Here is an 18,771-nt window from a genome sequence, read left to right as displayed (position 1 = left end):
GAAGCACTCATTCCCACAACGATCGCTCGTGACGGCAGTGGCAGACTTGCCCGGTGAGCAGCAACGAGACCGATCTTCGCGATGAGAAGCCCCAGTTCGTCCTGCCGTTGGTCGTACGGATCGAACGGGACGCGCCGCCGACCCGTACCGACGCCCTGGAGACCGCCGCGCGCGCCGTCCTGGAGATCCTCACCGACGACCGCTCGCTCGACGACGGCGAGTGGGCGCAGGCCATGACCGACTGGCAGGACGCCAGGATCCGCAAGGTGGTGCGCCGGGCGCGCGGCGCGGAGTGGCGGCGCGCGGGCGAGCTCCCGGGGATCACGGTCAGCGGTACGGAGGCGGAGGTACGGGTCTTCCCGCCCGTACCGCTCGACGGCTGGCCCAAGGAGCTGGCCAAGCTCCAGGTCTCGGGCACCGACCTCGACGACCCGGCGGCGCCCGGCCCCGTACCGGACGGGGCGGTGGTGCTGTGGGTCAACCCGGAGCTCGACATGTCGGCGGGCAAGACGATGGCCCAGACAGGGCACGGCGCGCAGCTGCTGTGGTGGGCGATGACGGACGCCGACCGGAAGGCATGGCGCGAGGCGGGCTTCCCGCTCGCGGTCCGCACCGCCCCGGCCGAGGACTGGCCCGCTCTGACCACGAGCGGACTCCCGGTGGTACGCGACGCCGGCTTCACGGAGATCGCCCCCGGGAACACGATCGTGGCCGAGGGAAGCGACCGCTTCGCCTCCGGCCTGCGTCTGCCGCGGGCCTGACCTCCGCAGAGCCGGCCCCCGCTCTAACGGAGGGCCACCCCCCGTTCGGCGTGACCGAAATGGAACCTCAAATCAAGCTCTGAACGTCCCCCTCCCGGGATTCGAACCCTCCCGCCGGGGTCATCAGGTGGGTGACTGAGGACCGAAGGAGGGGGACATGACGGAACTCGGCATCGGCATCGGCTGGCGCCCCGAGATCGCTGACGCGGTGGAGGGTCTGTCCGGCGTCGACTGGGTGGAGGTCGTCGCGGAGAACATCTGCGTGGACCATCTGCCCGACTCACTGACCCGGCTGCGCGAGCGCGGCGTCACCGTCGTGCCGCACGGCGTCTCGCTGGGGCTCGGGGGCGCGGACCGGCCCGACCCGGCGCGGCTCGCCGCGCTCGGCGAGAAGGCCGTGGCGCTCGGGGCACCGCTGGTCACGGAACACATCGCGTTCGTACGGGCCGGGGGGCCGCTCACGGCGACCCCGCAGCTCGAAGCGGGCCACCTGCTTCCCGTGCCCCGGACCTGGGACGCGCTCGACGTGCTCTGCGAGAACGTACGGATCGCGCAGGACGCGCTGCCCGTGCCGCTCGCCCTGGAGAACATCGCGGCGCTCATCTCCTGGCCTGGCGAGGAGATGTCGGAGGGACGCTTCCTGGCGGAGCTGGTGGAGCGTACGGGGGTACGGCTCCTCATCGACGTCGCCAATCTGCACACCAACCACGTCAACCGGGGCGAGGACCCGGCGCGGGCCCTGTCGGAACTGCCGGTGGAGGCGATCGCGTACGTGCACGTGGCGGGGGGTGTGGAACGGGACGGGGTCTGGCACGACACGCATGCGCATCCCGTGCCGGGGGCGGTGCTCGACGTTCTCGCGGACCTCGCGTCCCGGGTCGCGCCGGCGGGGGTGCTGCTCGAACGGGACGACGACTTTCCGCCGGCGGAGGAACTGGGGGGCGAGCTTCGGGCGATCCGCAGGACGATCACCGCTGTGGGCATACGTTCCGCTGGGGCGGAACGGGTGGGCACAGCCCACCAGCACGGCGCCCTCTCGTCGAAGCCCGCACCCCGAGCGGCGCTGCTCATCGGCGCCGGGGCTCGGGTTTCCGGTGGGCCGATGCCCAGCGTCACCCCGGTGGTACCCGTGGCCCCCGCGCCCGCGGCCACGCCCGGCGCTCGGCAGCGCGTCGCCGTCGCTCAGGCTGCCGTGCTGTCGGCCCTGGTCGCCGGGACTCCCGTCCCCGAGGGGTTCGACAGCCGGCGGCTCGGGGTGCAGAGTCGTGCGCTCGCGGCCAAGCGGGCCGGGGTCGTCGCGAAGGTCGCGCCGGAGCTCCCGGAGATCCTGGGCAAGGGCTACCGGCCGGCGTTCCTCGCGTACGCCAGGTCCCGGCCCATGACCGGCGGTTACCGCCGGGACGCGCTCGACTTCGCCGAGCGTCTGCTGGTCGCCGGGCGGCCGGAGGATCCGGCGGCGCGGCGACGCCTCACGGAGTGGTGGCAGGACCGTTCCGGCAGCCGTCCGCCGGGCCGCGCCACCCGGCTCGTACGGGCCGCCCGTCACGCACTGGTACGGAAATGAGGTGCTCGTGAACGTCCTGACCGCGCTCTACTACCTCGCCGGCGTCGCCGGCATCACTCTGCTCATCACCCGGGTCGTCCGGACCCGCGGGGGACCCGGCGGACCCGTCCACGACCGGTACGAGATCGCCTTCCTCAACGGCGGCCCCGCCAGGGTCGTCGACACCGCCCTCGCCGCCCTCCAGGCGGACGGCCGGCTGGCGATCGGCGGCCCCGGCATCGTGGCCGTCGTACGGCCCACCGCGTACGACCCGGTGGAGCGCGCCGTGCTCCAGGCGCACGCCGCCGCCCCGCACGGGGCCCTGCACCACCTCCGGCTCGCCGTGATGCGGCACGCGGCGGTCCAGGAGATCGGCGACGGGCTCGCGGGGCGCGGGCTCGTCGTCGACCCGGCGACCCGGCGCACCACGGCCCGGTGGTGCGGCGTGCTGGGCCTCACGGCCTTCGCGCTGTTCCCGGTGTCGGTCATCCTGACGGTCGTGGACTTCGCCGCCGCCGAGGAGTTCTCGTTCCCGTTCATCTTCAAGGTGCTGCCGATCCTGCTCGCCGTCGGAATCACCGCCGTCGTCTGCGGGTCGCTCTCCGCCGGGCAGGTCACCTCGGCCGGCCGCCGCGCGGTCCTCGCGTACGGGAGGGAACACGGCCATCTCGCGGACGCCGGTCTGCTCGTGGCCCTGCACGGGCTCCGGGCCCTGCCCGATCCGGTGCTTCGGGAGCAGCTCCTGGCCGCCGCCCGGATCTACGGGCCGCCCCGGCGGCGTGGAGGCGGCCGACGGCGCCCCGTGCCGTACCCGTACGCCACCTCGGACGCCGGCGACGGTTTCGCCGCGGCCGTCGTGTGGTGCGCGGGGACCAGTGCCTGCGGCGGTGGGGGTGGCGGGGGCGGCAGCTCCTGCTCCGGCGGTGGATCCGGGTCGTCCTGCTCGTCCGGGTCCTGCTCGTCCGGGTCCTGCTCCGGAGGCGGATCCAGCTGTGGCGGGGGCGGGGGCGGCAGCTCGTGCTCCAGTTCAAGCTCCAGCTCGTGCTCAAGCTCCAGTTCCAGCGGGAGTTCGTGTTCCAGCTCCAGCAGTTGACCACCCGGTCCGGCCACGGGAGCAGCCGCTCCCGCGACGGGGACACCGGCCCCGGCCGCGGGGGCGCCCGTTCCGGTGGCGGGGCCGCCCGGCCTGCCGTACAACTCGGACATGGTCTGGATTCCGCTGCTGCTCGTGGCGTGTGTCGTGGCCGGGGTCGGCTGTGCGCGGCTCTGCCGGGCGACGCTAGCGGCGGCCCGGCCCGCTCGCGGTGAGGCGCCGGTCGGGCGCACGCCGGAGATCACGGTCGGCGAGGCGGCCTACCTCGCCGGCGGCCCACTGCGGGTCACCGATCTGACCCTCGTCTCGATGCACCGGGCGCGGCGGCTGCTGCTCGCGCGCACCGGCTGGGCGACGGTCGTCGACGCCGACGCCGGCGCGCGGGACGAGCTGGAGCGGGCCGTGATCGACGCCCTGGGCCCCGGCGGGCAGGCACCGATTCCCGCCGTACGTCCGCTGGTCGCCGCCACCGATTCCGTACATCTGCTCGCGGAGCGGCTCGTCGAACGGGGTCTTGCCGTGTCCGCGTCGGGCCGCCGGGAGGTCGACGCCGGGCTGCGGGTGGTGCGGGCGGGCTTCCTGCTGAGCCTGGCCTTCGGGACGGCGTCCGCGCTGCTCGTGCCGGCCGCCGAACGGGCCCCGGTCCTCGGCGGGTTCGCGCTGCCGCTGCTCGCGTCGGGGCTCTGTCTGCTGATCGGGCGGATCGAGGTGTACCCGTACACCCGCTGGGCCTCGCCCGCCGGGCAACGGCTGCTCGCGGGGCTCTCCCCCGCCGATCCCCTGACTGCCCTGGCGACGCGCGGCCCCGGGGTGCTCGAACCGGAGCTCCGGGCTGCTCTGCGCAGCGGGGACTGAGGACGGGAAGACCCCGGAAATGACGCCGGTGCGGCGCGCGTCATGCGCGCCGCACCAGGAGCCGGACCCGGTGTCGCTGGAGCGGCAGGCCATGGTGACGCCTGCCGTCTGATCTTCCGGGTCAAGGGATGGCGCGCCCGGCCGGGAGCCGGGCCGCCACCAGGTTTCGTACGGCCGTCAGGCCAGGCCCGCCACCAGGTCGGCGACGCTCTTGCGCCGGCCGGTGTAGAACGGGACCTCTTCGCGGACGTGCATCCGCGCCTCGGAGGCGCGCAGGTGACGCATGAGGTCCACGATGCGGTGCAGCTCGTCGGCCTCGAAGGCGAGGAGCCACTCGTAGTCGCCGAGCGAGAAGGAGGCGACCGTGTTGGCGCGGACGTCCGGGTAGCCACGGGCCATCTTGCCGTGGTCGGCGAGCATCCGGCGGCGGTCCTCGTCGGGCAGCAGGTACCAGTCGTAGGAGCGCACGAAGGGGTACACCGAGACGTAGTCGCGCGGGTTCTCGTCGGCCAGGAAGGCCGGGATGTGCGACTTGTTGAACTCGGCGGGGCGGTGCAGCGCCATGTTCGACCAGACCGGCTCCAGGGCGCGGCCCAGGCGGGTGCGGCGGAAGAGGTTGTACGCCTCCTGGAGCTCGTCGCTCGTCTCGGCGTGCCACCAGATCATGACGTCGGCGTCGGCGCGCAGACCGGACAGGTCGTACGTGCCGCGGACCGTGATGTCCTTGGCCGCGAGCTGGTCGAACAGCTCCTGGACCTCGTCGGCGTAGCCGCCGCGGTCCTCGGGGAGAACGTCGCGCAGCTTGAAGACAGACCACAGGGTGTAGCGGATGACCTCGTTGAGGTCCTTCGCCTTCTTACCGGCGTTCGGGATCTTTTCGGGCGCACTCATACGCCTATTCTCGCCCGTCACAGGGAGTGCCCCGCACCGGGGTCGGTCCTTTTCGACGTGGCGATGATCTCGTCGGCCGCTCGATGGGCCGAGGCGATGCAGGCGGGGATGCCGACGCCGTCGTACGCGGCGCCCGCGACCCGCAGTCCGGGCAGGGCCGCGACGGCCTCGCGGACCCGGGCGATCCGGGCGAGGTGGCCGACCGGGTACTGGGGCAGGCCGCCGATCCAGCGGGTGACCGTGGTGGCGACGGGCCGGGCGGCGAGCCCGGTGGCGGCGGCGAGGTCCTTGAGGGAGGCCGCGACGAGGTCGGCGTCCTCGCGGTGGACCTGCTCCTCCTCGCCGTGGCGGCCGACGGAGGCGCGCAGCACGAACAGGTCGGGGGCGCCGTCGGCGACCCAGCGCCACTTCTGCGAGGAGAAGGTCGAGGCCTTGATCGTGTGCCCGTCGACGGGCGGCACGAGGAAGCCGGAGCCGGCCAGGGCGGGCATGTCGGAACGGCGGAAGGCGAGGGTGACCAGGGCCATGGAGGCGTAGTCGACGGCGTCGAGCTCCGCGGAGGCCGCGGGCGCGTGCGCGGCGAGGAGCGCGGCGGTGGGCCCGGCGGGGGTGGCGAGGACGACGGCGTCCGCGGTGAGGACCCGGTCGCCGCTGACGACCTGCCAGCCCGTGGCCCCGATGCGGCGCAGTGCGGTCACGGGGGCGTCGGTGAGGATCTCGCCGCCCGCCGCCCGGATCGCGTCGGCGACCGCGCCGGGCAGGGTGCCGACACCGCCCTCGACGCCGAGGAAGACGGAGCCGCCGAGGCCGGTGGCGGCGCCCGCCGCGTCGGCGGGGACGGCGGCCCCGGCCCGCTGGACGGCGCGGACGGCGGCGGTGAGCGTGGGGTGCGTGCGGGCGGCCTCGAAGAGCGCGGGGACGGCGGACCTCATCGAGATGCGGTAGGCGTCACCGGCGTACACCCCGCCGAGGAGGGGCTCCACGAGCCGGTCGACGACCTCGTGACCCATGCGGGCGGCGACGTACGCGCCGATGGCGATGTCCTCGCCGATCTCGGTCGGGGGCAGCTCGCCGTCGAGGCCGATCCGGCGCACGCCCTCCTCGGAGAGCAGGCCCTCGACGGCATGGCCGTCGCCGGGGACACCCATGACGTGCCCCTTGGGCATGGGGACGAGCTCGCCCCGGGACCAGACGGACGCCGTGGTCGTGCCGGGGGCCTGGAGCCGGTCGCCGAGGCCGACGGTCCGGGCGAGGGCGACCGCCTCGGGACGGCGGGCGAGCAGCGACTCCGCTCCGAGGTCCACGGGGGCGCCCGCGATCTCCCCGGCGAGCAGCTTGCCGCCGAGCCGGCTCCCCGCTTCGAGGAGGGTCACCCGGTGGCCGGCGACGGCCAGCCGGTGGGCGGCCGCGAGTCCGGCGATGCCGCCTCCGGCGACGACGACATGGGGTCCCGTGGTGTCCGCGTTCATGGGACCACTCTCTCAAATCGCCCACCGGCTCCGGTTCCGAGGCTCCCTGTCCCGCCCGCTCCCGTTCCGAGGCCGGACCGTGACCGCATCGCTACCGCCGGAGGGCAACCCGTTCCCGGGGCTCGTACGTCGAAGGGGCGTCGACGTGACATCGAAGCGGCACCACTCACCACCACCACCCCTGGGGGGCACGATGCGGAGCGCACGAACGACGGCGAGAACACGGGCGACGGCGGCAGCGGCGCTGCTGACGGCCGCGCTGGTCCTGACCGGCTGCGGCGCCGGCGGCACCGACATGGCCTCGGACAGCAAGCGGGACATGGGCGCGGCACAGGCCCCGGCGAAGGGCGCGGCCGACGGCTACGCGGGCTCCGAGAAGGCGCCGTCGGCGCCGTCGAAGGCCCCCGCCCAGCAGCACGTCATCCGTACCGCCTCCCTCACGGTGGAGGTCGGCGACGTGACGAAGGCGGTGGCGACGGCCCGCGACGTGACGGCGGCCGCGGGCGGGCGCGTCGAGAACGAGTCGACGGAGCGGCTCGACGAGGGGCACGTCTCCTCCCACATCGTGCTGCGGGTGCCGCAGGAGCGGTACGACGCCGTCCTCACCGAGCTCGCGGGTACGGGGAAGCTGCTGGCCCGCAAGGCCGACGCGAAGGACGTCACCGAGCAGGTGGTGGACGTGGAGAGCCGGATCGCCACCCAGCGCGCGAGCGTGGCGCGGGTGCGGGCGCTGATGGATCGGGCCGAGAAGCTGACCGACGTGGTGACCCTGGAGGGCGAGCTGAGCCGCCGTCAGGCGGACCTGGAGTCGCTGCTGGCCCAGCAGTCCTCGCTGAGGGACCGCACGTCGCTCGCGACGATCACCCTCGCACTGACGGAGAAGGAGAAGCCGCGGGCCGAGGAGAAGGAGGAGGGCCGCCCCGGTTTCGGTGACGCCCTGAGCGGCGGCTGGGACTCCCTGGTCGGCGCGGCCTCCTGGGCCGTCGTCGTCCTGGCCGCGCTGGCGCCCTGGCTGGCCGTGGCCCTGATCGCGTACCTCGTGTGGCACCACGTCGTCCGCCCGCGCCGCACCAAGCGCGCCGACGCCCCTCCGACGCCCCTGCCCGAGCCCCGGCCGGCGCACCGTACGGAGCGGAACGCCGCCGGAGCCCCCGTGCCCCCCACGGCTCCCGACACCCCCAGCACCGGCGAGTGAGCCGAACGGGCGCGCCGGGGGCAACAGCGCCCCGGAGGCGAACCGAGCCCAAAATAGGGGGATGAGCGAACGACTGGTGGTCATCGGTGGCGACGCGGCGGGGATGTCCGCCGCGTCGCAGGCGCGCAGGCTCAAGGGGCCGGAGGAGCTGGAGATCGTCGCCTTCGAGCGCGGTCACTTCTCCTCGTACTCGGCCTGTGGCATCCCGTACTGGGTCGGTGGCGACGTCACCACGCGCGACGAGCTGATCGCCCGCTCCCCCGAGGAGCACCGGGCGCGCGCCATCGACCTGCGGATGCGGACGGAGGTGACGGCGATCGACCTGCCCGGTCAGCGGGTCCTCGCGCGGGACCTGGAGGCGGGTACGGAGTCCTGGACGGGCTTCGACAAGCTGGTGGTCGCGACGGGTGCCCGGCCGAAGCGACCGGCCCTGCCGGGGATCGACGCGCCCGGGGTGCACGGGGTGCAGACCCTGGACGACGGTCAGGCGCTGCTCGACTCGCTGGACGCGACGCCCGGGCGGCGGGCGGTCGTCGTCGGCGCGGGCTACATCGGCGTGGAGATGGCCGAGGCGCTCCTCAACCGGGGCTACGAGGTGACGGTCCTGCACCGGGGCGAGCAGCCGATGGCGACCCTGGATCCGGACATGGGCCGTCTGGTGCACCGGGCGATGGACGGTCTGGGAATCACGACGGTCGCCTCGGCGGAGGTCACGAAGATCCTCACCGGTGAGGACAGCCGGGTCCGGGCGGTGGCGACGGACGAGGCCGAGTATCCGGCGGACGTGGTCGTCCTGGGCATGGGTGTGGTGCCGGAGACCTCGCTCGCCAGGGCGGCGGGGCTGCCCCTCGGGGCGTCCGGAGGGCTGCTCACCGATCTGGCGATGCGGGTCCGGGGCCACGCGAACATCTGGGCGGGCGGCGACTGCGTGGAGGTCCTGGACCTGGTCTCGGGCCGCGAGCGGTACGTGCCGCTGGGGACGCACGCGAACAAGCACGGTCAGGTCATCGGGGCCAACGTCGGCGGCGACTACGCGACCTTCCCGGGCGTGGTGGGCACGGCGGTGTCGAAGGTCTGCGACCTGGAGATCGCCCGGACCGGGCTGCGGGAGAAGGACGCGCGGGAGGTGGGCCTGCGGTACGTGACGGTGACCGTGGAGTCGACGAGCCGGGCCGGGTACTACCCGGGGGCCGCGGCGATGACGGTGAAGATGCTGGCCGAGCGGCGCACGGGCCGGCTGCTCGGGGTGCAGATCGTGGGCCGGGAGGGCGCGGCGAAGCGGGTGGACATCGCGGCCGTGGCGCTGACGGCGGGGATGACGGTGGAGGGGATGACGGCCCTGGACCTGGGGTACGCGCCACCGTTCTCGCCGGTGTGGGACCCGGTCCTGATCGCGGCCCGCAAGGCGGTGGCGGCTGTTCGGGCGGCGGAATGACCCGAGCGGCGGAGTGACCGATGGTGACGAATTGCGGCCGCACGATCACCATGAGTCGCTGAACCTATGATCACACACACGATGCGTGCGCTCTGCGCCGCCACTCTCGTCATAGCCCCGGTCGCCCTGACGGCGACGCCCGCCTACGCGGCGACCTCGTGCAGGGTCAACGGTGTCGCCGTCAACGCCCAGAACATCGTCGGCACACCGGGCGCCGACTACATCACCTGCGGCTCGGTCCCCAACGGCGACTCGGTCAACGGCCAGGGCGGTGCCGACTACATCGTCATCACCGGCACCGTCGGCGGCACCGTCAGGGGCTCCGCCGGAGGCGACTACATCCAGGTCTACGGCTCCGTCACCTCGACCGGAGCCGTCCGCGGGGACGAGGGCAACGACTACGTCCGCGTCGGCGCGAACGGGAACGTCGTCGACGGCGGCCTCGGCACCGACTTCTGCCGGGTGGCCTCCGGCAACCCGCCCGTCAACTGCGAGTCCTGAGCCCCCACTCCCACGCGGGCGGCCGTCAGACGGCCGTCCGCGTGTGCACGTGGTCGACGAGACGGGTCAGGGCGTCGGGGTCCATCGACGGCATGACGCCGTGGCCCAGGTTGAAGACGTGCCCCTCCAGGCCCTTCGCGGCGGCGAGGACCTCGTCCGTCTTGGCCTCCACGACCTCGCGCGACGCGAACAGCACGGCCGGGTCCAGGTTGCCCTGGAGCGCCTTGCCGGGGCCGACGCGGCGGGCGGCCTCGTCGAGCGGGACGCGCCAGTCGACACCGACGACGTCCGCGCCGGCCTCGCCCATGAGGCCGAGCAGCTCGCCCGTACCGACACCGAAGTGGATGCGCGGGACGCCGTACCCGGCGACCGCGTCGAACACCTTCACCGAGGCGGGCATCACGGAGCGGCGGTAGTCGGCCGGGGCGAGGGCGCCGACCCAGGAGTCGAAGAGCTGGACGGCGGAGGCGCCGGCCTCGATCTGGACCTTGAGGAAGGCCGAGGTGATCTCGGCGAGGCGGTCGAGCAGATCGGCCCAGAGCTGCGGGTCGCCGTACATGAGCGCCTTGGTGTGCTCGTGGTTGCGCGACGGACCGCCCTCGACGAGGTAGCTCGCGAGGGTGAAAGGCGCGCCGGCGAAGCCGATGAGCGGGGTGTCGCCCAGCTCGACGGTGAGCATCCCGATGGCCTCGGTGACGTAGTGGACGTCCTCGGGGGTCAGGTCGCGCAGCCGGGCCAGGTCGGCGCGGGTGCGGATCGGGTCCGCGACGACCGGGCCGACGCCGGGCTTGATGTCGAGGTCGATGCCGATGGCCTTGAGGGGGACGACGATGTCGCTGAAGTAGATGGCGGCGTCGACCTTGTGGCGGCGGACCGGCTGGAGCGTGATCTCGGTGACCAGCTCGGGCCGCATGCACGACTCGAGCATGGGGATGCCCTCGCGCACCTTCAGGTACTCGGGGAGCGAACGCCCTGCCTGCCGCATGAACCAGACGGGGGTGTGCGGCACGGGCTCACGCCGGCACGCCTTGAGGAACGCGGAGTCGTGCGTCCGCGACTGCTGCTTCGTCTGCTGGCCCTGCGGGCTGTCGTTGGCACTCACGCCCAGAATCTTCGCATGTGGCGGGAAGCCGCTCGTCCGGGCAGGGTGTCCCTCCCTGCACGGAGGCCCCGTTCCGCCTACTCTTCCCCGCATGGCTGCGGCTCAGGGACATTTTTCCGATCATTCCGACGGCGATCGAGGGACGGACGAAACGGCGGACAGTACGGAGGCGAACCCGGTACCCCCCGTGTTCCGGCGGGCGGTGGAGGCGTTGCGCTCGGCGCGGCTGCGACCCGAGATCGAGCTCGACCCGACGAGGCCCCCGCAGCGCCTCGCCCCGTACGCGTACGCGGTGGAGGCGGCCGTCGTGGACGGCGAGGAGGATCTCGCCGACGGGCGGCTCGTGCTGCTGCACGATCCGGACGGCCACGAGGCCTGGAAGGGCACCTTCCGGCTCGTGACACTGGTCCGGGCGGAGCTGGAGCCGGAGATGGCGGCGGATCCGCTGCTGCCCGAGGTGTGCTGGTCCTGGCTGACCGGGGCCATGGAGGCCCGGGGCCTGGCGTACGGGGAGGCGAGCGGGACCGTCACGATGGCGGGCTCGCACTACTTCGGCGGCCTCGCGGACCGCAGGCCGGCGACGCAGATCGAGATCCGGGCGTCCTGGACGCCGCGCGAAGGTCTGGGCGGGGTGCCGGACACGGAGGCGCATCTGGCGGCCTGGTGCGATCTGCTGTGTCAGATCGCGGGTCTGCCACCCGCTCCGGCCGAACCGGCGACGGGCGCGGCGGGGACGGTGTCGGGCGCGGGGATCGTCTCGTTGCCCCAGCGGCGGGGGCCGCAGCAGGCCTGAGGGGCTGGATCAAGCCACTCTTCGGAGTGTCCGAACGGCGGCCCCGACACTCCCCCTCAAGGGTGACGCGGCGGGGCCCGCTCGTAGGATGATCGATCACGCGTCCGAATTGCCCTAATTGTTACTCACCAAATCGTGATCTTTCCCTAAAGGCGGGCGGCCCAGCTGCCGAAGGAGTCAGTGACCCCTTCACAGCACGGGTTCGCCCCCGGCTTCTTCCCCGAGCCGGCTCCGTCCCGCACCCTTCCCCCCAGGAGGCCTGGTGTCCGTTCTCCTCGAGCAGCCCGCAAGCCTGGTCGCCTACCGCCCGAACAAGCCGACGGCCATGGTCGTCGTGGCCGACCCGCGCGTCCGCTCCACCGTGACCCGCCACCTGTGGGCCCTCGGAGTACGCGACGTGATCGAGGCTTCTTCCATCGCGGAGGCACGTCCCCGCGTCGGCAACCCGCGCGACATCTGCGTTGCCGACGTCCACCTGCCCGACGGCAGCGGCCTGACCCTGCTGTCCGAGACCCGCGCCGCGGGCTGGCCCAACGGCCTCGCCCTCTCGGCCGCCGATGACATCGGCGCCGTACGCAACGCCCTGGCGGGCGGCGTGAAGGGCTATGTAGTCACCGGAACCCGTAACAACATCGGTCACCCGACCCGGCCCGGCGCCGCCCCCATCGGCGCCGCGGCCTCCCGTCTCGGCCACCGCCGCCCCCCGGGTGCCCCGAGCCACCCGGGCGGCTACCGCGAGCTCTCCGGCCGTGAGGTCGAGGTGCTCCGGCTCGTCGCGGAGGGCCAGTCGAACAAGGCGATCGGCGTCTCCATGGGCCTCTCGGCCCTCACCGTGAAGAGCCACCTCGCCCGCATCGCCCGCAAGCTGGGCACCGGCGACCGCGCGGGCATGGTCGCGGTGGCCCTGCGGACGGGGATCATCCACTGACGGATCGGTCCACGAGAAGCCGGCGCCTGTCGACGGAACGTTCCGTCGACAGGCGCTTGCCGTTCACCGATACCCTTGACAGGTGACCGACGCCCAAGAGACCGCAGCAGACACAGCACTGCGCACCACCGGGGGCGGCCCCCCGGACGACGATGTCCCTGCGAATGGGCTTCCGATCCCGTTGCTGGAGCCCCGCGAGGGGATTCCGCCCGTCGTCGAGACCGAGGACGCCCTCGCCGAGGTGATCGCCGCCTTCGCGGCCGGCAGCGGCCCCGTGGCCGTGGACGCCGAGCGCGCCTCCGGCTACCGCTACGGGCAGCGCGCCTATCTCGTGCAGCTCCGCCGCGAGGGCGCGGGGACCGCGCTCATCGACCCCGTGGGCTGCCCCGACCTCTCGGGACTCGGCGAGGCGCTCGCCGGGACCGAGTGGATCCTGCACGCCGCGACCCAGGATCTTCCGTGCCTGCGTGACATAGGCATGCTCCCCACCTCGCTGTTCGACACCGAGCTGGCCGGGCGGCTCGCGGGCTTCCCCCGCGTCGGCCTCGGCGCGATGGTCGAGTCCGTCCTCGGCTACGCCCTGGAGAAGGGCCACTCCGCCGTCGACTGGTCCACCCGACCGCTGCCCGAGCCCTGGCTGCGGTACGCGGCCCTCGACGTGGAGCTCCTCGTCGACCTGCGGGACGCCCTGGAGAAGGAGCTCGACCGCCAGGGCAAGCTGGAGTGGGCGCACCAGGAGTTCGACGCGATCGCCTCCGCTCCCCCCGCCCCGCCGCGCAAGGACCCGTGGCGGCGGACCTCCGGCATGCACAAGGTGCGGCGCCGTCGCCAGATGGCGGTCGTACGGGAGCTGTGGACGGCCCGTGACGCGGTCGCCCAGCGGCGAGACGTCTCCCCCGGCAAGGTGCTGAGCGACGCGGCGATCGTGGAGGCGGCGCTGGCGGTGCCGGTGAATCTGGCCGCGCTCACGGCGCTGCCCGGCTTCGGGCACCGGATGGGCCGCCGTCAGCTGGAGCAGTGGCAGGCCGCCGTCGACCGCGCCCGGGCCTTGCCGGAGAGCGAGCTGCCCCAGCCGGGCCAGCAGGTGGCGGGCCCGCCCCCGCCGCGCGCCTGGGCGGACAAGGACCCGATCGCGGCGGCCCGTCTCTCGGCGGCGCGCACGGCGGTCTCGGCCCTCGCGGAGGAGCTGAACCTCCCGCAGGAGAACCTGATCACCCCGGACACGGTGCGCCGGGTCTGCTGGGAGCCGCCGGCCCCGGCAACCCCGGAAACGGTGGCCGCCGCCCTGACGGGCCACGGCGCCCGCCCCTGGCAGGTCGGTCTGGTGACCCCGCTCCTGGTGAAGGCACTGACGGCGACCGCGTAATCCCCGCGCCGGAGCCCCCGACCGCGTGCGGCCGGGGGCTCCGGCGTCCTACGGGGCCGGGCTGAGGTTGCCGTCGGTGTCCATGTCGAAGACGCCCTGGGTCTTGCCGTCGACCTTGAGGTGCTTGAGCCAGTGCTTCGAGAGATGGTGCACGTTCTTGTGCTGCATCTCCCAGACCACCGAATGCCCCGCACAAGCCAGCTTGACCATCAGCTTGTGGGCGCCCGTGACGGCGTTGTAGAGCGAGGGGACCGAGAAGTTGAGTTCCGGGTTCGGGTTGGGCGGTGACGTGTTCACCTGCTTGTCGTACTCCCCGTAGACGATCAGCACGGGCACGCCTCCGCCGAGCACCCCGCCCTGCGCCGCGGTGGTGTTGTTCCACCCCCACCGGACGAAGTTCCTGATCCGGTTGAACCCCGTCAGGGGTCCCCACGTGCTGCCGACCGGGTCGTTCGCCATGATCGCGTCCCATGCCACGTCGACGATCCCGGGCGCGCGCTGTCCCTCGCAAGGCGCCTCCGCGGCCCAGCTCGAATCGAATCCGCCCTTGCCTCCGATGAAGGTCGGAAAGCCCGGCACCGGAAGCGTGGTCGGCAGGTTCGACGTTCCCAGGGGCGGGAAGATCGGCGCCAGCAGGAACAGGCTCTCCACCTTCGTGGGGTTCTTGACCGCGTACGGACCCATGGTGAACGCAGCGGCGGACCAGCCGATGAAGGCGACCTTCTCCACCCCGCACTCGGCGCGGATGAAGTCCACGACGGTGTTCAGTTCGTCCCGGTCGCTGTTCGAGTTGGTCAGCTGGAACGGGTAGCTCGGCGGGCCCGGCATGAATCCCGGCGGCCGCGGCGTCAGCAGGGCCTGCTGGGCCGGATTGACGTTGTGGGGGTCGTCCATCTTGGGGCGCGGGGAGCGACCCGACCCCTGGAGGTCCATCATGAAGACGTCGTAGCCGGCCGTCGCCAGCTCCTCGGCCCAGCTGTACGTCTCGTGCTGGAGGTCGAAGCCGGCGAGCACCGGGACGCTCCGGCCGTGGAGCATGAGGACCGGTCTGCGCGGCCCGCCGCCGGACGACTGGCGCCGCTCCCGCACGAAGAGCTTGACCGCCTCGCCCATGTTCGCGGGGACGGTGGACGTGTGGGGGACCTCGTGGTCGGTGGTGACGATCGCCATAGGAGTCCGTTCCTTGCGCAGGGGACGGGACCTCGCGCCCCGACCGGTGCCAGCCTCCGCCCGCCGACAGGGTTCACGCCGCGACACGGCCGCCGCCCTGCGCCCATCGGGTTGTGGGACCCTCCGATCGGACGGGCGTACGCGGGGGGCGCGGGGTCGCCCCGGCGGCATCCTCGGGATGTGACCTTCGCCGCTCCCGCCCCAGGGACTGGGCAGCATGGTTACTCACAAGTAGCATGGGGGAAGCAAGCGCACGCTTAGGCGTGTCGCCGCAGCAGTGCCATCCCGCACCCTGGAGGAGAGCCATCGTGCCTCGTACCGTCAGGGACGTCGTCTTCGTCGACGGCGTCCGCACCCCGTTCGGCAAGGCGGGCCCGAAGGGCATCTACCACGAGACCCGCGCCGACGACCTCGTCGTCAAGGCCATCCGGGAGCTGCTGCGCCGCAACCCCGGCCTCGACCCCGCGAAGATCGACGAGGTCGCCATCGCCGCGACCACGCAGATCGGTGACCAGGGTCTGACCCTCGGCCGTACGGCGGGCATCCTCGCCGGCCTGCCGCAGTCGGTGCCGGGCTACTCCATCGACCGCATGTGTGCCGGCGCGCTGACCGCCGTCACCTCGGTCGCCGGTTCGATCGCCTTCGGCGCGTACGACGCCGTCATCGCCGGTGGCGTCGAGCACATGGGCCGCCACCCCATGGGCGAGGGCGTCGACCCGAACCCGCGCTTCGTGTCGGAGAAGCTCGTCGACGAGTCCGCCCTCTTCATGGGCATGACCGCCGAGAACCTGCACGACCGCTACCCGAGCATCACCAAGCAGCGCGCCGACGAGTACGCGGTGCGCTCGCAGGAGAAGGCCGCCAAGGCGTACGCCGACGGCAAGATCCAGCAGGACCTGGTGCCGATCTCGGTGCGCCGCACCGACGCCTCCACCGGTGAGACCGGCTGGGGCCTCGTCACGGCCGACGAGCCGATGCGCCCGGGCACCACCCTGGAGTCGCTGGCCAACCTGAAGACGCCGTTCCGCGTCCACGGCAACGTGACCGCGGGCAACGCGGCCGGTCTCAACGACGGCGCCACCGCCTCGATCATCGCCTCCGAGGACTTCGCCCGCGAGCACGACCTCCCGGTGAAGATGCGCCTCGTCTCGTACGCCTTCGCCGGCGTCGAGCCCGAGGTCATGGGTTACGGCCCGATCCCGGCTACCGAGAAGGCGCTGGCGAAGGCCGGTCTGTCCATCGAGGACATCGACCTCTTCGAGGTCAACGAGGCCTTCGCGGTCCAGGTCCTCGCCTTCCTGGAGCACTACGGCATCGCCGACGACGACGCCCGCGTCAACCAGTACGGCGGCGCCATCGCCTACGGTCACCCGCTCGCCTCCTCCGGCGTCCGTCTCATGACGCAGCTGGCCCGCCAGTTCGAGGAGAACCCGCAGGTCCGCTACGGCCTCAACACGATGTGCGTCGGCTTCGGCATGGGCGCCACGGTCATCTGGGAAAACCCCCACTGGGAGGGCAAGTGAGCACCACCGCCGAGCTTCTGAAGGGCGCCGCGGAGCTCTTCCCCGACGAGGTCGTCACGAGCGCCCACGTACGGCACTTCGAACTGCCCGCGGGTGCGGGCCGGTTCGCCCTGATCACGCTGGACAACGGCTTCGACCACACCAAGCCGACCACCTTCGGCCCGCAGTCGCTCGCCAACCTGAACACGGCGATCGACCAGGTCGAGGCCGAGGCCGCGAACGGTGAGATCGTCGGCGTCGGCATCACCGGCAAGCCGTTCATCTTCGCCGTCGGCGCCGACCTCAAGGGCGTCGAGCTGCTGAAGAAGCACGACGAGGCGCTCGCCATCGGCAAGGGCGGCCACGACGTCTTCAAGCGTCTGTCCGCGCTCTCCGTGCCGACCTTCGCGTACTACAACGGCGCGGCCATGGGCGGCGGTGTCGAGGTCGGTCTGCACTGCACCTACCGCACCGTGTCGAAGGCCCTGCCGGCCTTCTCGCTGCCCGAGGTCTTCCTCGGCCTGGTGCCCGGCTGGGGCGGCTGCGCCATCCTGCCGAACCTGATCGGTGCCGAGAAGGCCGTCTCGGTCATCATCGAGAACTCGCTGAACCAGAACCGCCAGCTCAAGGGCAAGCAGGTCTTCGAACTCGGCATCGCCGACGCGCTGTTCGAGGGTGCCGACTTCCTGGAGCAGTCGCTGATCTGGACGGCCTCCGTCCTCAACGGCTCCGTGGCCGTCGAGCGTCCCGCGATCGACCGCGGCGAGGCCTGGGACCAGGCCGTCGCCAAGGGCCGGCTCGTCGCCGACTCCAAGGTCCACGGTGCCGCCCCGGCCGCCTACCGCGCCCTCGACATCATCGAGGCCGCCAAGGACGGCGACCTGCAGAAGGGCTTCGACGCCGAGGACCAGGCCCTCGCGGACCTGATCATGGGCGGCGAGCTCCGCTCCGGCATCTACGCCTTCAACCTGGTGCAGAAGCGCGGCAAGCGTCCCGCCGGTGCCCCGGAGAAGTCGCTGGCCCGCCCGGTCACCAAGGTCGGTGTCGTCGGCGCCGGTCTGATGGCCTCCCAGCTCGCCCTGCTGTTCCTGCGCCGCCTCGAGGTGCCGGTCGTCCTGACCGACATCGACCAGGAGCGCGTCGACAAGGGTGTGGGCTACGTCCACGCCGAGATCGAGAAGCTGCTCGGCAAGGGCCGGATCAACCAGGACAAGGCCAACCGTCTCAAGGGCCTGGTCTCCGGTGTCCTGGACAAGGCCGAGGGCTTCGCGGACGCGGACTTCATCATCGAGGCCGTGTTCGAGGAGATGTCCGTCAAGCAGAAGGTGTTCGCGGAGGTCGAGGCGGTCGCTCCGGCGCACGCGATCCTCGCCACCAACACCTCCTCGCTGTCCGTCTCGGAGATGGCCTCCAAGCTCCAGAACCCGGAGCGCGTGGTCGGCTTCCACTTCTTCAACCCGGTCGCGATCCTCCCGCTCCTGGAGATCGTCCGCGGCGAGAAGACGGACGAGGCCTCGCTGGCCACCGCGTTCGGTGTCGCGAAGAAGCTGAAGAAGACCGCGGTCCTCACCAAGGACGCCCCGGCGTTCGTCGTGAACCGCATCCTGACCCGCTTCATGGGCGAGATCCAGAACGTCATCGACGAGGGCACCTCGGTCGAGACGGCCGAGAAGGCCATCGAGCCGCTCGGTCTGCCGATGTCGCCGCTGGTCCTCCTGGAGCTCGTCGGCCCGGCCATCGGTCTGCACGTCTCCGAGACCCTGAACCGCGCCTTCCCGGAGCGCTTCACCGTCTCGCCGAACCTCAAGCGTGTCGTCGAGGCCGGCAAGCGCGGCTTCTACGTCTACAAGCCCGAGAACGGCTTCAAGCCGGAGCTCGACCCGGAGGTCGCCGCCCTCCTCGTCCAGGGCGACTCCGTCCTGACCGAGGAGCAGGTCCGCGACCGCGTCCTGGACGCGGTGGCGCAGGAGATCGGCCTGATGCTGGAGGAGGGTGTCGTCGCCGAGGCGCAGGACATCGACCTCTGCCTCATCACGGGCGCGGGCTGGCCCTTCCACCTGGGCGGCATCACGCCGTACCTGGACCGTGAGGGCGTCTCCGAGCGCGTCAACGGCAAGCCTTTCCTGGCGCAGGGCGTGGCGAGCGTCCCGGCGTAACACCGGCCTCG

The 18,771-nt window shown here is 72.5% G+C and carries 16 protein-coding genes; 12 read left to right on the top strand and 4 right to left on the bottom strand.

Translation table 11 applies throughout. The annotated features are described in order from the left end of the window. Nucleotides 1-53 precede the first annotated feature (53 nt). The 4 genes from OG462_RS32845 (at nt 54) to OG462_RS32830 (ending at nt 4,252) form a co-directional block, all read left to right on the top strand. Nucleotides 54-761: a peptidyl-tRNA hydrolase gene (locus tag OG462_RS32845; protein ID WP_406063233.1), complete on the top strand. Its 708-nt coding sequence runs from the start codon at nt 54-56 to the stop codon at nt 759-761. A 157-nt stretch (nt 762-918) separates the two neighbouring features. Next, nucleotides 919-2,325, top strand: a complete 1,407-nt coding sequence (locus OG462_RS32840; RefSeq protein WP_406063231.1) for a DUF692 family multinuclear iron-containing protein — start codon at nt 919-921, stop codon at nt 2,323-2,325. Nucleotides 2,326-2,332: 7 nt separating this feature from the next. Continuing rightward, on the top strand, nt 2,333-3,397 hold the full coding sequence (locus OG462_RS32835; protein ID WP_406063229.1) for a TIGR04222 domain-containing membrane protein: 1,065 nt from the start codon (nt 2,333-2,335) through the stop codon (nt 3,395-3,397). 111 nt (nt 3,398-3,508) lie between these two features. Next, nucleotides 3,509-4,252, top strand: coding sequence for a TIGR04222 domain-containing membrane protein (locus tag OG462_RS32830; RefSeq protein WP_406063227.1), 744 nt, complete (start codon nt 3,509-3,511; stop codon nt 4,250-4,252). Between the two features lie 177 nt (nt 4,253-4,429). Here OG462_RS32830 and hemQ read toward each other — a convergent pair whose 3' ends face one another. Both hemQ and hemG read right to left on the bottom strand, forming a co-directional pair. After that, nucleotides 4,430-5,143 (bottom strand): hydrogen peroxide-dependent heme synthase, encoded by a 714-nt coding sequence (hemQ, locus tag OG462_RS32825; protein ID WP_229313113.1) that lies wholly within the window; start codon nt 5,141-5,143, stop codon nt 4,430-4,432. A 17-nt stretch (nt 5,144-5,160) separates the two neighbouring features. After that, on the bottom strand, nt 5,161-6,612 hold the full coding sequence (hemG, locus tag OG462_RS32820) for a protoporphyrinogen oxidase (protein ID WP_406063225.1): 1,452 nt from the start codon (nt 6,610-6,612) through the stop codon (nt 5,161-5,163). 193 nt (nt 6,613-6,805) lie between these two features. On the opposite strand from hemG, the gene OG462_RS32815 reads away from it, so the two are divergent. The 3 genes from OG462_RS32815 (at nt 6,806) to OG462_RS32805 (ending at nt 9,743) form a co-directional block, all read left to right on the top strand. Beyond that, on the top strand, nt 6,806-7,807 hold the full coding sequence (locus tag OG462_RS32815; protein ID WP_406063223.1) for a DUF4349 domain-containing protein: 1,002 nt from the start codon (nt 6,806-6,808) through the stop codon (nt 7,805-7,807). Nucleotides 7,808-7,868: 61 nt separating this feature from the next. Next, nucleotides 7,869-9,242, top strand: coding sequence for an FAD-dependent oxidoreductase (locus OG462_RS32810; protein WP_406063220.1), 1,374 nt, complete (start codon nt 7,869-7,871; stop codon nt 9,240-9,242). Between the two features lie 66 nt (nt 9,243-9,308). After that, nucleotides 9,309-9,743, top strand: coding sequence for a hypothetical protein (locus OG462_RS32805; RefSeq protein ID WP_406063218.1), 435 nt, complete (start codon nt 9,309-9,311; stop codon nt 9,741-9,743). Nucleotides 9,744-9,768: 25 nt separating this feature from the next. Here the strand turns inward: OG462_RS32805 and hemE are convergent, their stop codons facing one another. Continuing rightward, the gene (gene hemE, locus OG462_RS32800; RefSeq protein ID WP_406063216.1) at nt 9,769-10,845 is read right to left on the bottom strand and encodes a uroporphyrinogen decarboxylase; all 1,077 of its coding nucleotides are present in this window, start codon (nt 10,843-10,845) and stop codon (nt 9,769-9,771) included. Between the two features lie 91 nt (nt 10,846-10,936). Here hemE and OG462_RS32795 point away from each other — a divergent pair, with 91 nt between their 5' ends. The 3 genes from OG462_RS32795 to OG462_RS32785 all read left to right on the top strand — a co-directional run bounded on the left by OG462_RS32795 (nt 10,937) and on the right by OG462_RS32785 (nt 13,932). Further along, the gene (locus tag OG462_RS32795; protein WP_406063214.1) at nt 10,937-11,638 is read left to right on the top strand and encodes a DUF3000 domain-containing protein; all 702 of its coding nucleotides are present in this window, start codon (nt 10,937-10,939) and stop codon (nt 11,636-11,638) included. A gap of 262 nt (nt 11,639-11,900) precedes the next feature. Further along, nucleotides 11,901-12,566, top strand: a complete 666-nt coding sequence (locus OG462_RS32790; RefSeq protein ID WP_030146833.1) for a response regulator transcription factor — start codon at nt 11,901-11,903, stop codon at nt 12,564-12,566. Nucleotides 12,567-12,648: 82 nt separating this feature from the next. Beyond that, nucleotides 12,649-13,932, top strand: a complete 1,284-nt coding sequence (locus OG462_RS32785; RefSeq protein WP_406063211.1) for a ribonuclease D — start codon at nt 12,649-12,651, stop codon at nt 13,930-13,932. Nucleotides 13,933-13,980: 48 nt separating this feature from the next. Here the strand turns inward: OG462_RS32785 and OG462_RS32780 are convergent, their stop codons facing one another. Further along, nucleotides 13,981-15,102, bottom strand: a complete 1,122-nt coding sequence (locus OG462_RS32780) for an alpha/beta hydrolase (protein ID WP_406063209.1) — start codon at nt 15,100-15,102, stop codon at nt 13,981-13,983. Nucleotides 15,103-15,410: 308 nt separating this feature from the next. On the opposite strand from OG462_RS32780, the gene OG462_RS32775 reads away from it, so the two are divergent. Both OG462_RS32775 and OG462_RS32770 read left to right on the top strand, forming a co-directional pair. Beyond that, nucleotides 15,411-16,625: an acetyl-CoA C-acyltransferase gene (locus tag OG462_RS32775; RefSeq protein ID WP_189835818.1), complete on the top strand. Its 1,215-nt coding sequence runs from the start codon at nt 15,411-15,413 to the stop codon at nt 16,623-16,625. After that, entirely contained in the window at nt 16,622-18,760 is a 2,139-nt protein-coding gene (locus OG462_RS32770) for a 3-hydroxyacyl-CoA dehydrogenase NAD-binding domain-containing protein (RefSeq protein ID WP_406063207.1), read from the top strand. Before OG462_RS32775 ends, OG462_RS32770 begins: the two co-directional genes overlap by 4 nt. Nucleotides 18,761-18,771: the final 11 nt, after the last annotated feature.

The sequence above is a fragment of the Streptomyces sp. NBC_01077 genome (assembly GCF_045162855.1).
Classification (GTDB): domain Bacteria; phylum Actinomycetota; class Actinomycetes; order Streptomycetales; family Streptomycetaceae; genus Streptomyces.
Note: the sequence above shows the minus strand (reverse complement) of the source record. Positions and strands in the feature narration are given on the sequence as shown.

Bases quoted from the DNA above. Each gene is read 5' to 3' on its own strand.
- OG462_RS32840 (WP_406063231.1), top strand. From the start codon at position 919: ATGACGGAACTCGGCATCGGCATCGGCTGGCGCCCCGAGATCGCTGAC.
- OG462_RS32830 (WP_406063227.1), top strand. From the start codon at position 3,509: ATGGTCTGGATTCCGCTGCTGCTCGTGGCGTGTGTCGTGGCCGGGGTC.
- hemQ (WP_229313113.1), bottom strand. From the start codon at position 5,143: ATGAGTGCGCCCGAAAAGATCCCGAACGCCGGTAAGAAGGCGAAGGAC.
- hemG (WP_406063225.1), bottom strand. From the start codon at position 6,612: ATGAACGCGGACACCACGGGACCCCATGTCGTCGTCGCCGGAGGCGGC.
- OG462_RS32815 (WP_406063223.1), top strand. From the start codon at position 6,806: ATGCGGAGCGCACGAACGACGGCGAGAACACGGGCGACGGCGGCAGCG.
- OG462_RS32810 (WP_406063220.1), top strand. From the start codon at position 7,869: ATGAGCGAACGACTGGTGGTCATCGGTGGCGACGCGGCGGGGATGTCC.
- OG462_RS32805 (WP_406063218.1), top strand. From the start codon at position 9,309: ATGATCACACACACGATGCGTGCGCTCTGCGCCGCCACTCTCGTCATA.
- OG462_RS32795 (WP_406063214.1), top strand. From the start codon at position 10,937: ATGGCTGCGGCTCAGGGACATTTTTCCGATCATTCCGACGGCGATCGA.
- OG462_RS32780 (WP_406063209.1), bottom strand. From the start codon at position 15,102: ATGGCGATCGTCACCACCGACCACGAGGTCCCCCACACGTCCACCGTC.